The sequence below is a fragment of the Bacillus salitolerans genome (genome assembly GCF_042680805.1).
Classification (GTDB): domain Bacteria; phylum Bacillota; class Bacilli; order Bacillales; family SA4; genus Bacillus_CJ; species Bacillus_CJ salitolerans.
Window position 1 is genome coordinate 100,507 of the sequence record NZ_JBHUEM010000045.1, and the last position, 14,351, is coordinate 114,857.

Genomic DNA, 14,351 nt, shown 5'->3' on the forward strand with positions numbered 1-14,351 from the left:
CGTGCTTCAGCAAAGTTAAAGTGATTTACTATAAAATATATACACGAAGGAGGTGACAGTATTTATGGTACAAAATGATTCTAATGATTATGACCGTACTACTGAAAACGAGTCTGATGGACAAACATTTTAAGAGAATGATGATGAGACTGATACAACTGATTGCTTCGACAACTCCCACACCTGATGATGAAGGATGAGTGGTAATCTTCTTATGAAATAAATTGAGTTCGTGCAAAAGATAGAGCATCCTTCTGTAAGGTGCTTTTTTACGTCTATAAGTGTCATAGCTCAAAAAAAGTACCTTTATCCGACATGGAAAATGGTACTTTGCATAAGGCATACATTACTTTTCACTTGCTAAATTTTCTCGGTCATCAGCTAACGGTGGTTGCTCCAACCATCCGTATTTTATCAATAGTTGGGCCCCATCCTCTGCATATAACCCTATCTCAGTCAAAAGACTTATATATTCAACAGCTAAGTCTCTTCTTTGGGAAACAGACATACCTGCTCCATAATAACCTACTGCGGCGGAAACCAAAATTACAATATGATTTAACATCAATTTATCCGAAAAAGGAGAAACTGTTGAACTTGTTATTTCGGATACCCATGAAGCAGGTGATGCCAATTCATCTTTAGTTAAAGAATCACTTAGTTTGTTGAATTGTTTTTCACAAATACTTTTGCCCCTTTGAAAATATTTCCTAACATCTTTGTTTTGGCAAACTTGTCCAAATCCAATTTCTAATACGACTTTAACAATAACCTTTACCATATTGAAGCTAATACCACTAATTTCAACAGCACTTAAAGGTCGTTTTTTACCAAACCAACCAGTTAAATATCGTTGATTATTTACAAATTCAACTTCCTTTGGTGTATTAATTCGTGGGGGTTTACTATAAATCCCTTTTTTCAGCAATACATTTGCGATGCGTTCATATAATTCCATCGCTTCTGTATTACATTGAACAAAGTATTTTATTTGGTCAGATCGAGAAGATGTCGCTACTGCACCTGCGTAGCCTGTCAATCCAAGCAATGTCATAACATGCATATAGATCAACATAAATGTATCTGTAAATAGAGCAGGAGCATTGATATTAACATCTTCTTTTATTGAAAATCCTTTTGGGATAGGAAAATTCTCTTGAATAAAAAATTCAGTGATTTTTTCTATATGGGATTCTGCAAGGCTACGAGCAATTACAAGTATATCCTTAATCTCTTCATCTTTTGCCTGTTCAATAGAATGAGTAAGGATACATAAGGATAATGAATCATTTATATATTGACTCCAAAGATTTGCTATTTCTGCTGATGTAAGTTCAACGTTATGTTCCACATAATAACCTCCAATAAAATCGTTTTACTACTTTTAGATTTCAAGTAACTCTTTAATTTTTCCACATTGACCGTTCCATTTTCAAAAACATGTGCAACATTGTCCCCTTGAAAGATACTTAATCATTGTCTAATTTCCTTTGGAAAGTAATTTGTCTTTTTGAACTATCCTTTACTATTTTAAACAAGCTTAGACCTCCCTTTCTTACTTTTTTACTTCCTTACTATTATCACCAAGTAATTTCCATATATTAAACAAACAAAAAGAGAGAATCCTTCTAGATCTCTCCTCCATTAAAGGGAAAAGCCTACAAGCTTTACGTAACGCAGGGCCTATGATCTGGCGTTTAGCATTGCCTGTCTTGCCCTCCCGTAGTTTCAAATGAGTACCTTTTATATCCCTGCAGTGTAAACCATCAAAGAAACCTAACATAGACAAAGTAGAAATGGGCAGTTGTTGCTCAAAACTATATTTTATAAGCTTAAAGACATTAAACTCTTTTCAGGAGGTGTGAATTTCCTTAAATTATCAAACATATAATTCTAACTTTATCTCACGTTATCTTGATTAGAAAATGACTACTATCCATTTAAATTTAACCGTTAAATTCCAATTATTCCTCAAAATTTATGATTTCTTGTTCCACTTTCCGAACCCATAAAAAAGAGGCATCAGCAGTAGCTGATCCCATTTGGCTATTCAACATTCGCTCCCATTATAATAATTAAGAAAGAATATGTTTTTTCTTAATCTTATTGTTCAAATGATTGAATAAGGCCATCCCACTCATAAATTTCGCCTTTAATGAAACTTCCTAATTTTCTTGTAAAATAGTGTTGCATTTTCTTCCTAAAGTATTCGACCCTATGAAAAAAAATGATGAGCCCCAGCTGATCATATTACTTATTCAATTCTTGATCCCTTTAGTTGAGGAACACTGATAACTTAAAGTAAGAAGTACTATATACCAAAGCTTGCTATACTATATATTCCACTAATTCCAAATATCAAAAACTCTGTTTACTATTTCACCAACAACAACATTCGGTATCCCAAATGAAACAAACTTATACTTAAGACGATTCCGTCCTTTGTAATCTGCATGAACATGATTATTTCTAAATTGGTTATAGCGGTAAAACCAAACCATTCCAATATGCAAATATAATGCAATTACTAAACTAATTAATCCTACAATTAAATTAAAAAAAACTAATAACTCAAAATAACCTGTTATCAAAGCAATTATCATTGAAATAAAAACGAGTACTATTCCTAATAAAAACCATATTCTCATTTGTTTTAAATCCAACTTTCAATAAAATATTTATTCTCCTATATCCTTCAAATACATTTCTTATACTAGTAACACTAAAAGCAACATCTCCTTCTTAGAGATGATACCCGTTACTCGAATTATTCTTAATGAAGTCCATATTTTAATATTTGATGTCTGATAACCTCATTGCCAAATGTAAACCATAATAATAGTAATAAAACTATAACGCCCATTACCATACTAAACCAAGCAAAGTATTTATTTTCCTTATGTATTAAGGGGTATAGCACAATTAACAATGCCCCAAAAGCAAGGGTAATTACAACCGAAAGCTGGCCTGTTAATACTTCAAAAACCATATAATCCCTCCCTTATCCATAGAAATTCTTTAATAGTTATTCAATTATTATGATCCCTTAGTAGTAAAACAGGAGCTGCATTAGTGAGAATTCCTTATTGCATTTTTGCCCCATTACATTAAGTCATTTATTTCACGTACTTTATTTTAGTGTTCATTGCTTTTTGTAACAAAAGTGTGCTAATCATAAAGATTAACGCACTAACTCCACTAGATGTTGTGTATCGTATTTATATATAACTTCCTGCTCATTATTTTTAATTTCTACCAAAGTCAAACTTGTTGAAGGGATTGCTGGAGTTGACCAGAGATTCTTCAATTCATTTTTTTCAAAGTAATCCATAAGTAGTTTAAGTGCAATAGAATGTGTAACAATTAGTACATTTTCGAATGGGTGTTGTTTTATTATTATATTTATTGTATCCACCATTCTTTCTTGGACTTTTAAAAACGACTCTACAGATTCGTTACTAAACAGCTGTGGAGTCTCCCAAAAATATCAATTCTAGAATCGGAAGAAATATCCTTCTTTAACTATACGGATCTTTATCTAAACAATGAGAGGGGAAAATCCTCATAGATCATCGCACACGTTCGTAATATATCCTGTTTTTGAAAAGACCATTTACCAGAACCAGCACATTTATTCATATACACCATCTTCAAGGAACATAATTGTTCCTTTTGTAGCATCTAGGTTCACTTCAATCCCAATTGGAAATACGTGTGAAGGGAATGTATGTCCAATATCTACATTTGAAAGTATTGGAATATTGGTATCACCAATTATTTCAATGATCAATTCATTAAGTGAAAATGGTGAACCTAAATCATTAAAATGTTCATGCTTACCAATAATTAATCCTGCAATTTCATCAAAAACTCCAGCAACTTTTAGCATACTTAAAGAACGCTCTTGGATAGCCATATCTTTAGAGGAATCTTCTATAAAGAATATAGCTCCTTTTAATATTGGAAAGAATTCTGAGCCCATGAACCCAGACATAGTATTTAAATTTCCACCAATCAATCTTCCTGTGGCATTTCCTTCACGTAGCGTTATCCATCCTTCATTTTTCGACATTTCTTTCCCTCTAATTTGTGAGTTCCAATCTAATCTTTCTTCTGTCCATTCCAATGGCACTTCTAGCGAGAACGGAGCTCTCTTTTTTAATTTTACTATGTCTTCAAAATACTCTTTTCCTTTTGGAAGCATTTCTGGAAATTCCCCGAAAGAAGGAACAATAGCAGGACCATAAAAAGTGGTTAAACCAGTTTTAGCATATATTCCTAACAAAAGAGCTGTAACATCACTGTAACCCATCACAACTTTTGGGCTACTTTTTAAATATTCGTAGTCAATATAAGGTAATAAGGAATTGGAATTTAGTCCTCCAATTGTACTTATAATTGCTTTCACATCGTCATTATAAATTAACTCATTTATCTCTTCGGCTCTTGCTCTGATTGAACTCGAACGATATGCTTGTATTTCCTTCGAACATGAACCTTCAATAATCTTAAATCCCATTTTTTCTAACTGAGTCAACCCTCTTCGGTATCTTTCTTTAAAAAGAACTGGTGCTGGAGACGATGGAGTAATAATTCCAACTGTATCTCCATTTTTTAAAGCATTTGGTTTTAGCATAGAATAACAACCTTTCAACAACTAATAGTTTATTTTATGGAATAACTTTATAGTACCATTTTCTTGCTTAACAAGACGTACCCATAAAGAAAAAAAACAGCCCTTAGCTGATCTCAAAGCACCCTATAGCATAATAAGAACGGTTTTATATACCAATCTATAGTCTAAGTTTACTTGATAAAACCTCAAATGATTGCAAATAACACTATACCAATAGACATAACATAGACTCCTATAATAAAATTACTGGAACCTCTTAGCTTTTTCGGTAGATCTTTCTTTTCAAATTAAATAGACCCTCAATAGGATATTTCGGTTGCGATTTTTAGATAATTTAAATGTTATTATCCACGTTGATATATAAGAAAAAAGTAAGAGACCAAGTAAAATGCTACTTGGTCTGCTAATGAATATGCTATTTCCATGTCTCTCCACTGAATCGGAACTACTTAAAATTGGTCCTTACACTTTTATAGCTTATATACCTCAGCATACTTCTTTTCTAAATAATTGATTAAATGCTGTGCGTTTAAGCCTTCACCAGTTACATCATTTAGTATTTCTAATGGCTTTTTCATGCCACCATGACGGTGAATCTTCTCCGTTAACCATTCACGTATTTGAATAAGATTTCCTTCTTCTACCAATTGATCATAATGAGGTAAATCCTTTAACATGGCTTCCTTAATTTGTGCAGCATACATATAGCCTAGTGCATAAGATGGGAAATAGCCGAATGCTCCGCCTGACCAGTGAACATCCTGGAGTACACCTTGTGCATCATTATCTGGTCTGACACCTAAGTATTCCTCCATTTTGTTATTCCAAATTTCAGGCAGATCCTTGACTTCGATTTCATCATTAAATAGCCCTTTCTCTATTTCATATCGAACCATTACATGCAATGAGTATGTTAATTCATCTGCCTCAATTCTAATAAGAGATGGCTTCGACTCATTGATAGCTCTGTAATAATCCTCAAGAGAAACGTTATCGAATTGTCCGTTAGCATATTCTTTTAAAACACTATAGTTGCGCTTCCAAAAATGAAAATCACGACCTACAAAATTTTCGTAGAATAAAGATTGCGATTCATGGATCCCCATAGAAGTACCACCACAAAGTGGAGTACCAATTAATTCAGGAGATATATTTTGCTCATATAGTGCATGTCCACATTCATGGATTGTTCCAAATACAGCTGTTCTAAAATCATTTTCATCATATTTGGTTGTGACGCGAACATCACCAGGGTTAAGACCAGTGGCAAAAGGATGAACCGTCTCATCAAGTCTACCAGAATCAAAGTTGTATCCTAACTCCTTTAATACAGCTAAACTAAAATCTTTTTGCTTATCTTTTGGAAATGGTTGGAATAAGAAATCAGTTACTGGCTTATGCTCCGACGCTGCTATACGCTGTACTAAAGGCACAATACTTTCTCTTAATTGTCCGAACACTTTATCTAAAATTTCAACCGTTACACCTGGTTCATAGTCATCTAGAAGAGTATTATATTTATTACCTTCATAGCCCCAGTAGTTGATGAACTTTTTGTTAAATTCTACTAGCTTTTCTAAGTAGGGCTGGAATGCTGAAAAATCCGATTCAGCCTTTGCTTGTTCCCAAGCAGATTCGGCCTTTGATTGTAAAATGACATACTCTCGATATTCAATCGCTGGAATCTTCTTATTTTTCTCATAATCTTTCTTACATTCTCGGACTGACATTTTAGTGATTTCAGAGATTTGCTCTTGAGCTTCTGGAGTAGACAATACCTCGATGTAGCTTGCCATTTCATCAGAAGTAGACATAGCAAATACCTCAGACGATAGAACGCCTAAAACCTCTGAGCGTTGTTCAATACCATTCTTAGGTGCACCGGTGCGAAGATCCCAGTACATTAAACCTAGCGCTTCATTATACGCAGCCATTTTTTTTACATGATCTAAAAACTTTTTCTCTGTATCTTGAATCATTGTCATACTTCCCCCTCTTATTAATTACCTAGTTAAATTTCTCCAAAAATAGGAAAGTTCCTTTTTATATTTTTTGTGGACTTGTTGGGCATGCTTCAATAATGGTCTCAAGTAGCTTTGTATCGAGCTTTTCTGGAATAAATAAAGTGATGATTCCTTGATCCTCACTTGTCCTTATTAAACGCCCGATACCTTGTCTTAATCGTAAAATCATATAAGGAACCTCAACTTCCCACAGGAAATCAGACACTTGTTTACGCTTTGATTGGAAAACAGGATCATTAGGTGGGAACGGTAGGGACCATATGACAACGTTTGAGAGTGATGGCCCTGGTATATCTAGCCCTTCCCATAGGTGTACGGCACAAAGAACAGATTCGACGTCGTTTTGAAAGGTCGAAACAAGGTCACTAATTTCTTTGTCTCCTTCAAACAAAAACTTGTACTTAGAAACCGGAGTTACTGCCTCTTTAAACTGCTTAAGTTCTTCTTCTGTATTGAAAAGTAGTAAAGCTTGTCCATTTGTTTTTCCTAACTGCTCAAGGGTGATGGCTAGCTTGTCCTCTAAGGTGTGGCTACTCGTCATTCCTTTTAGATAAATACTCATTTGCTCTTCATAGTCAAAAGGAGATGCAACTGAAAATGAATGGTAGCTCTCCACTCCTAAGCTGTTAGAAAGATAAGTAAAATCACCATTTTGCGACAAGGTTGCAGAAGAAAAAATAAAAGGAATTTTTTGAGAAAATACCGATTCACTTAAGACTTCTTGAACCGTTCTTGGCATGATTACCAAGTGATAGCTGTCAATATCTATTTCTACCCATGATATAACATTCTCAGTTTGTAAAAACAGCTTAAGGGAGTACTCCATCTGGTCTAAATGTTCCTCTACAATACGAAGGTCATAATGATTAATTGTATGTAATTCTCCTTCAAAAACTAGCGACTCTCCAATATCTACAATTTTTTGATACAACTTCTTAGATTGATCTAAAAGTACCTCAGTAAAAGATATCTCCATTCGTGAAGAACCTGCTACCTCATTGCTATTCTCCTTTAATAGGTCAAAGAAATATGCATTATTCTCTAAGGCTTCCTCAACCAATTCTGCAAATTCCTCACGTAAATCATTTCCAAGTAATCTTGTTAGTAGATCCTCTAGAGTTCTCTCTTTTACACGATAGGTAAGAGCTTTTTGTGCGGCATATTCTACTAGGTGACCTTCATCGAAAACAACACTACTTGCATCTGGAAGTAGCGGTAATTGTCCTTCTCTCTTTCTTGATTCGGCTGTCCAAATATGCTCCATATAAAAATCATGTGAACAAATAATAATATCACTTGCTTTACGGTAATAATCGCGAGTTAACGTTTGACCACAACGATGCCTCTTCGAGCATGCAAAGCAATCTTGAAAGTGATCCCAAGCAACATTTCGCCATTCTTCATCTGTAAAGTGGGGATACTCTTTTCGATCACCATAGTGGTAAAACCTTTGAAATCCACTTGTATCGTGAACAAAATCCGGAAGCTGTTCGAACATCTTATTTTCTTTTTCAGATGGTGAAGCAGCAATTCGTTCGTCTAATTTATTTAGACAAACATATTGCCCTGGTGATTTTGCTAATCTTGAATCGATTACTACATTTAAATATTTTGCAATTTTTGCAATATCTCCTTCTTGCTTTACGAGCTGCTCAATTAATGTTTCATCCGCACAAGCAATAATAGCTGGCTTTCCAACGAAACGTGCATAACAAATTGCATATAACAAATATACGATCGTTTTACCTGTTCCTACACCAGCTTCAGCAAACATCACTTTTTTGTCTTTAAACGCTTTCTCAAGCTGAAATGCCATGTATATTTGTTCATCTCTTAATTCAAATCCTGCATCAGGAAGGATATCATAAAACACATCTCCAACCCATTCATTTAATTTAGTAAAAAAATTATCCGTTTTACCAACTTCAAACGGAAGCTTCTGATTCAACATGTACTACCTCCAGCATATTTATCAAATTGTTAACTTCGTTAATGATTGGAGCGATTCCTTCAAAAAGAAAAGTTTTCCATTATGGAAAACTACTTAGTCCTGTATATATTTAAGTAATTTTGGGTCGATTAAGGTTGCGTGTGACAGTGCATGTAAATAATTTTCTTGTGCCTCACTCATTCCGGTTAACTCCTGGCTAGAGGCTGACTCTGCTCCTAACGTAGTATATGTATCCTTTAGGGCTCTAAAGATTCGATTGAAATCAAGTTGATCACAATGCATATTGTTGTTTCCACTCCTACAATTCTAAATTTTGAACAGTAAACAGTATATGCGTGACAAAAATAAGGTATACATAAAATTAGAATCATGAATGAGTGAAAAAGCACATATTTTTTAATAGAAACATAAAAAATTCGGGAAACTTTAAACAAAGACCGTTCACTTTTACTCAAGACTTTCTAGTTCCAGTATTGGAGGGAGAGAGCATGAAAAGTCGTATAGTAGCGGGCATTCTAGGAATTTTACTTGGCTCATTCGGGATTCACAAATTTTACTTAGGTAAGATTTGGCAAGGCATCCTTTACCTATTATTTAGCTGGACAGGGATACCTGGAATTATCGGTCTTATTGAAGGTATACTTTATCTAGTAAAAACAGACGAAGAGTTTCACGCTAAATATTCAAAATAACGATTACAGAGCCTCTCTAATCAGGAAAAGGCTCTGATTATTGTTCTCTTCTTGGCGGCCTTGGTCCCCAGTACTGATAATAGTCCGTTTTGATAAACCCATTAAACAGCTTTCGCTTCTTTGTAGCTTTCTTCCCGTATAGCTCCTCAAAGCCTTCATGAGAGGTTAACATGTAAACTGACCAAGTAGGAAGACTTTCAAATGCTTTTCCCATATCTCTATACAATTTCTCGACAATCGGTTTATCACCTAGACGTTCACCGTATGGTGGGTTTCCAATAATTACTCCATATTCATCTTTTGACGTTATATCGGTTACTTGCATTTGCTTGAAAGTAAGCAGATCCCCTAATCCTGCTTCAAAGGCGTTATCTTTAGAGATATTCACCATTCGATGATCAATATCAGTACCCATAATCGAAAGAGGTTGGTCATATTTCGCTAAATCTTCTGCTTCCTCTCTTGCTTCATCCCAAAGCTTCGAATCAATAAATGACCATTTTTCTGACACAAAATCTCGATTAAACCCTGGAGCAATGTTTTGACCGATTAATGCGGCCTCAATAGGAATCGTTCCCGAACCACAAAAAGGATCGATTAACGGGCGATCAGCGTTCCAATTGGTTAGCTTTATTAAAGTTGCAGCTAATGTTTCCTTTAGCGGAGCTTCCCCTTGATCAACTCGATATCCTCGCTTATGAAGACCAGCACCACTCGTATCAATGGTTAGTGTTACGATATCTTTAAGTAAGGCAACTTCAATTCTATAAAGAGGACCTGTTTCTTCAAACCAAGTAACGTCTTTATATGTATTTTTCAAGCTTTCAACAACTGCTCTTTTTACTATTCCTTGACAATCAGAAACGCTAAATAATTTTGATTTAACAGATTTGCCTATCACAGGGAATTCAGCATCTTTTGGGATAAAATCTGACCATTTAATTTTTTTCGTTTTCTCAAACAATTCATCAAACGTTGTCGCTTTAAACTCTCCGACCTTCAGCTTGATACGGTCAGCAGTTCGAAGCCACAGATTGGTTCTACATATCGCACGTTCATCAGCCTCAAATGTTACTTTTCCATTATCTACAACGCAATTTTCATACCCGAGACTTCGGACTTCCTCTGCAACAACAGATTCTATTCCCATTGCTGCAGTAGCAATTAAGGTTACTTTACCCATAGGTCGCTCCTTTAGTTATGTATATAATATTAACATCATTTCGCAGTAGACATAAGTTTATACAAGTAATAATGCAAAAAGCTCTCCAATTGGAGAGCTATACTCAATCAATTTCATGAAAAGTTCAGCTACAGTTATTACCTATCGTTTTCAAAAAATCTTTATCTAACGACTATAGAAATCATAGTTTTACCCTTCTAATGGTAAAACATAACGCTTTACTTTTTTAATGATGTCTCAATAACGTTCTGTAAGCCATGTTTTGTACCATTGTACTACAATCGACTGACGAGTCTCGTACTCCGGTGGTAATCATCTATCTACAGATGTCTACAACATCTGTCGTTCTCATCGTTGAATTCCTTAGAGAACGCGCCCCTACCATTATTTGGGTTTCTCGCTCGTGGGGTTTACCTCGTTCCACTCTAGCCATTTCTAGCTAGACTTCGTCACTGTGGCACTTTCAAGGTAGTCGGACCATATCCAAGGGACGTAGGTCGTTTCCCTGCCGTCAACCGGTTTTAACACCCGGCTGCCCTAGCTTATGAATTGGCTAGGCACGAACACTACAAGCATCTCAGCTTGTGCGAGCATGGACTTTCCTCTGCATGATCTCTCATTCAGCGATTACCCGAACGTCATTGATGAGCAAGATTTAGTATATTACACTATTGTTAATTCCGCAACATCAAATGATTCCAAAGCTACCATTTTGTATTAATCATACAATTTGCTTCCAAATACATGCTTTTCTAAATTAGATAATCGTTTTAGAATGTCAAAATTTGTATTTCCTGTTGTTGGAGTTGGACGCTTACTTGTATCCTCAAGTTGTCTTTTTAGACGAAGGTTTTCTTGTTGTAATTCTTCGATTTCTTGATGGAATACTTCATAATCTTTAATGACATAATCTAAAAATTTATCTACTTCTTCTTGACTATATCCACGGAATGCAGATTTGAATTCTTTTTCTAAAATATCTTTTGCACTTAACTTTATTCGATCTGATAACATATTGTTCACCTCTATAACGTATACCATTCATCTCTTCTTATTTTTTCAAAAAACTTCACAATTGTCAATTTATCTTATTATTACGATTTAGTATCACTGGTTACACTAATTCATTCTATTATTTTTTATGAAGACCAATTGGCTGGATCACTATATTTGTCTTCAAGAATAAGTTCTTCTATATCAAGCGGTGTAATGAGGATTATCGGGTAATCCTCACGTTCTGCTCTTCTCTTTGCTTCTTGAATCATAAATAATGGACTACCTTGTTTTTCATCATCATAAAAAGCGATAAGTGCATCACTTTTCTGAATTATAAACTGATTCTTTGCTTTTAATTGTCCTGGATTTTCGTACGGACGCTTGGTTATACTATCAACAAAATCTGCTTGTGACACAATAAACTCATATTGCTCCTTATTGAAATCATTCCATTTCGATTCTTGATCTAAATATGGTGTTAGGACAGCAAGTTTTACATTTGGAAATTCAGTTTGTAGATCAAATATCTCCTCAGCTACCCACAGTTCCGTTCCAAGCTGTCCACTAATTAATATCCATTCTAAATTTCCCTCTATTAAGGTAAGAAGTCGCTTTCTAAATGCTCTTTTTATGTATTGAATGGCTATATGATCTTGCTTGAAAATGCCTAACTCAAACGATTTGTAGCCTGTAATTGCCACGACCTTTGTCATTTCATTCACCACCTAGTAATTCATATTGTAATAGAAAATGATGGCTAGTGCCATGCTCGTTACCAATAAGGTGGACATTGTTTTTTCCAAATAATCATGATGAGAATGTTGAAAAAAATATAAGCTATAATGGAGTTTTTATCGTTCCTAATGTAAAAAAACAAGAACTGACAACAGCCAGTTCTTGTTTCAGAGTACCTTATTTTCTCATCATGTTTCCTGGAGCCATTGCGCCTGGAGCCATTGCGCCTGGAGCCATGCCTGGGGCCATACCTGGAGCAACTCCTGGGGCACCTGGGCCCATACCTGGGTAAGGACCAGGGCATACAAATTGTTGGTTTGAAACCTCATTTACAACTGATTCCGTATGAGGGAAATAATGATTGTGTTGATAGTTATGGTGAAGCACATTAGTTGTATGACTTGGATGAATGTGTGGAACGATTGTATTTGTATAAGCGTGTTTCACACAGCATTTCGTTGGGTAGACAATAGGTGGCATAACATTTGGTCTTCCGTACATACTAATTTCTCCTTTCATCTTTTTAGTATTTACAGTAATAGCCTATGAAGAAAGAGGTATACATGTACTAATGCAAACACCTATTTTTAGAAAAAATAATGTTCTTCATGATAAATGCCTACTAAAACAGAAAGTGAATACTTTGCTTGAATTCAGAAAAAACAAGAATTGTTAAACATATCATAAAGAAAAATATAAAAAGTAATACTTTCCTCAATTGTGCTCTCCCCTAGTTGTAGATTGTTTACAACTGAAGATTTTATAATTCCCTTCGTCAAAAAACAACAAGAAATTTTTAGAAAGAGTGTTATTTGGTCTCATTCGACATAAGTTACGCGAAAGTTGGTGATTTATGCGCTTACCCAGGAAATGTACGAGCTTATTTTCTTAGCTTCTGTAATAAACGACTCAATCTCTTTTCGAGGTGAGGCTCTTCACTTAACCTAATTGTAGTAAACTTCTCCTTCCAAATCGTGTAAGCTCTTTCCGTTATCTCAAGAGCCTTGTCTATATCTTTCTCTTTATGTTCATAATATTTGGCTAGCTCAACAGCAGCTTGTATTCGAATAGTATCTTGAGCTTCTTGAGAGACGTGGATTTCATCCCAAATTTGAATTGAATCCGCATACCTATTTTGTTTTTTCCAATGCATGGCCATAGCCATCTTGGACGACCATTTAATTTTCATATCATCTGTCGATGACAACTGTTCAAATACTTTTTGAGCCTCTTTCTCTTCCCCTAATGTTCGGAGCCATCTCGCCACTTCAAACCTCTCATTACTCTTCGAAGCCTCCGAAAACAGTAGTTTTTTTGATAGATGAATATACAAGGAAATTAACGTTAGGATATCAGTCTCATTGTGTGCCATAACCCCAAAAACACCTTCAGGATTAGAGTCGTCCAAATATTGCATATAGATCATCGGCGCCATGAAGCCCGGTATATCATCTTTTCTAGTAATATTTAAAATATCTTTTTCAACCACTGATAGTTTAAGGGAATCGTACTCATTTTTCCACAATCTCCTACTTGCATGTAAGAGGTCAAAATGTCCGAATTTAGGTAATTTCGGAACAAGATCTCGAATTAATGTGTGTCTTGTCTTCACCTGTGGCCAATCGAATGCTTTTCCATTATAGGTTACTAGTGTTGAAAAATTAATATCTTGTAAAAAATAATGGTATAGGGCAACTTCTGAGCTCGGACTAGGTAAAAATAATTGCTTCACCAAAACATGATCCCTAAAAACTTGAGCATATCCTAATAAGAAAATAGTATTTCCTACTCCCGAACCAAGACCTGTCGTTTCAGTATCAAAAAAGAAAAGATCAGATGCATGAAAACCCTTTGAAGATAGTGGATGTTCAAATGTTGAATGGTTCCAATCCTGAACTACACCTACTAATTCCCCAAGAGAGTATAAACCATGCACAACATTTAATGAGTACACCGCCTCCCTAATGAAGATGTATTCATTCTCAAAAAAGTATGGTTTTGCCCCAAATTGTTCCCACTCCTTTAAGTAAGGAATTGTCTTAGAGTTACTTTCGTCTCCACCATTCAGGTCAGAGTTAGTTGAATCCGTAACGATGTGATTTTTCATACGCTGAAGCTTTGCTTTTAAAGACAT

At 35.1% G+C, this 14,351-nt stretch carries 13 protein-coding genes, 1 other RNA gene and 1 pseudogene; 1 reads left to right on the forward strand and 14 read right to left on the reverse strand.

Going from position 1 to position 14,351, the window contains the following annotated elements; all coding sequences use genetic code 11:
* Window positions 1-346 precede the first annotated feature (346 nt).
* The 8 genes and pseudogenes from ACFSCX_RS18230 to ACFSCX_RS18265 all read right to left on the reverse strand — a co-directional run bounded on the left by ACFSCX_RS18230 (window position 347) and on the right by ACFSCX_RS18265 (window position 8,893).
* Entirely contained in the window at window positions 347-1,351 is a 1,005-nt protein-coding gene (locus ACFSCX_RS18230; RefSeq protein WP_377929670.1) for a DUF3231 family protein, read from the reverse strand.
* Between the two features lie 994 nt (window positions 1,352-2,345).
* Window positions 2,346-2,648 (reverse strand): hypothetical protein, encoded by a 303-nt coding sequence (locus tag ACFSCX_RS18235; RefSeq protein ID WP_377929671.1) that lies wholly within the window; start codon window positions 2,646-2,648, stop codon window positions 2,346-2,348.
* 125 nt (window positions 2,649-2,773) lie between these two features.
* Window positions 2,774-2,989: a hypothetical protein gene (locus ACFSCX_RS18240; RefSeq protein WP_377929672.1), complete on the reverse strand. Its 216-nt coding sequence runs from the start codon at window positions 2,987-2,989 to the stop codon at window positions 2,774-2,776.
* A gap of 192 nt (window positions 2,990-3,181) precedes the next feature.
* Window positions 3,182-3,472 (reverse strand): annotated as a pseudogene (locus ACFSCX_RS18245) (histidine phosphatase family protein); the annotation flags it as partial.
* 159 nt (window positions 3,473-3,631) lie between these two features.
* Window positions 3,632-4,636: a S66 family peptidase gene (locus tag ACFSCX_RS18250; protein WP_377929673.1), complete on the reverse strand. Its 1,005-nt coding sequence runs from the start codon at window positions 4,634-4,636 to the stop codon at window positions 3,632-3,634.
* 470 nt (window positions 4,637-5,106) lie between these two features.
* A complete protein-coding gene (locus ACFSCX_RS18255; RefSeq protein ID WP_377929674.1) occupies window positions 5,107-6,621 on the reverse strand; it encodes a carboxypeptidase M32 in 1,515 nt (504 codons plus the stop codon).
* 58 nt (window positions 6,622-6,679) lie between these two features.
* Window positions 6,680-8,611 carry an ATP-dependent DNA helicase gene (locus ACFSCX_RS18260; protein WP_377929675.1) on the reverse strand — a complete coding sequence of 644 codons (1,932 nt, stop codon included), beginning with the start codon at window positions 8,609-8,611 and terminating at the stop codon, window positions 6,680-6,682.
* 93 nt (window positions 8,612-8,704) lie between these two features.
* Window positions 8,705-8,893, reverse strand: coding sequence for a DUF3921 family protein (locus ACFSCX_RS18265; protein WP_377929676.1), 189 nt, complete (start codon window positions 8,891-8,893; stop codon window positions 8,705-8,707).
* A gap of 206 nt (window positions 8,894-9,099) precedes the next feature.
* Here ACFSCX_RS18265 and ACFSCX_RS18270 point away from each other — a divergent pair, with 206 nt between their 5' ends.
* Complete coding sequence (locus tag ACFSCX_RS18270; protein WP_377929677.1) at window positions 9,100-9,303, forward strand: TM2 domain-containing protein; 204 nt, start codon at window positions 9,100-9,102, stop codon at window positions 9,301-9,303.
* A gap of 37 nt (window positions 9,304-9,340) precedes the next feature.
* On the opposite strand, the gene ACFSCX_RS18275 is transcribed toward ACFSCX_RS18270, so the two are convergent.
* The 6 genes from ACFSCX_RS18275 to ACFSCX_RS18300 all read right to left on the reverse strand — a co-directional run bounded on the left by ACFSCX_RS18275 (window position 9,341) and on the right by ACFSCX_RS18300 (window position 14,351).
* Window positions 9,341-10,486 carry a THUMP domain-containing class I SAM-dependent RNA methyltransferase gene (locus tag ACFSCX_RS18275; protein ID WP_377929678.1) on the reverse strand — a complete coding sequence of 382 codons (1,146 nt, stop codon included), beginning with the start codon at window positions 10,484-10,486 and terminating at the stop codon, window positions 9,341-9,343.
* A 246-nt stretch (window positions 10,487-10,732) separates the two neighbouring features.
* Window positions 10,733-11,125, reverse strand: an RNA gene (gene rnpB, locus ACFSCX_RS18280) — RNase P RNA component class B.
* Window positions 11,126-11,203: 78 nt separating this feature from the next.
* Entirely contained in the window at window positions 11,204-11,500 is a 297-nt protein-coding gene (gpsB, locus tag ACFSCX_RS18285) for a cell division regulator GpsB (RefSeq protein WP_377929825.1), read from the reverse strand.
* Between the two features lie 125 nt (window positions 11,501-11,625).
* Window positions 11,626-12,195 (reverse strand): SLOG family protein, encoded by a 570-nt coding sequence (locus ACFSCX_RS18290; protein ID WP_377929679.1) that lies wholly within the window; start codon window positions 12,193-12,195, stop codon window positions 11,626-11,628.
* A 199-nt stretch (window positions 12,196-12,394) separates the two neighbouring features.
* Window positions 12,395-12,718, reverse strand: a complete 324-nt coding sequence (locus ACFSCX_RS18295; protein WP_377929680.1) for a CotD family spore coat protein — start codon at window positions 12,716-12,718, stop codon at window positions 12,395-12,397.
* 379 nt (window positions 12,719-13,097) lie between these two features.
* The gene (locus ACFSCX_RS18300; protein WP_377929681.1) at window positions 13,098-14,351 is read right to left on the reverse strand and encodes a ribonuclease H-like domain-containing protein; all 1,254 of its coding nucleotides are present in this window, start codon (window positions 14,349-14,351) and stop codon (window positions 13,098-13,100) included.

Coding starts and splice junctions, on each gene's coding strand:
- ACFSCX_RS18235 (WP_377929671.1), bottom strand. CDS start 2,648: ATGAGAATATGGTTTTTATTAGGAATAGTACTCGTTTTTATTTCAATG.
- ACFSCX_RS18240 (WP_377929672.1), bottom strand. CDS start 2,989: ATGGTTTTTGAAGTATTAACAGGCCAGCTTTCGGTTGTAATTACCCTT.
- ACFSCX_RS18250 (WP_377929673.1), bottom strand. CDS start 4,636: ATGCTAAAACCAAATGCTTTAAAAAATGGAGATACAGTTGGAATTATT.
- ACFSCX_RS18255 (WP_377929674.1), bottom strand. CDS start 6,621: ATGACAATGATTCAAGATACAGAGAAAAAGTTTTTAGATCATGTAAAA.
- ACFSCX_RS18260 (WP_377929675.1), bottom strand. CDS start 8,611: ATGTTGAATCAGAAGCTTCCGTTTGAAGTTGGTAAAACGGATAATTTT.
- ACFSCX_RS18265 (WP_377929676.1), bottom strand. CDS start 8,893: ATGCATTGTGATCAACTTGATTTCAATCGAATCTTTAGAGCCCTAAAG.
- ACFSCX_RS18270 (WP_377929677.1), top strand. CDS start 9,100: ATGAAAAGTCGTATAGTAGCGGGCATTCTAGGAATTTTACTTGGCTCA.
- ACFSCX_RS18275 (WP_377929678.1), bottom strand. CDS start 10,486: ATGGGTAAAGTAACCTTAATTGCTACTGCAGCAATGGGAATAGAATCT.
- gpsB (WP_377929825.1), bottom strand. CDS start 11,500: ATGTTATCAGATCGAATAAAGTTAAGTGCAAAAGATATTTTAGAAAAA.
- ACFSCX_RS18290 (WP_377929679.1), bottom strand. CDS start 12,195: ATGACAAAGGTCGTGGCAATTACAGGCTACAAATCGTTTGAGTTAGGC.
- ACFSCX_RS18295 (WP_377929680.1), bottom strand. CDS start 12,718: ATGTACGGAAGACCAAATGTTATGCCACCTATTGTCTACCCAACGAAA.
- ACFSCX_RS18300 (WP_377929681.1), bottom strand. CDS start 14,351: ATGTCTTTAAAAGCAAAGCTTCAGCGTATGAAAAATCACATCGTTACG.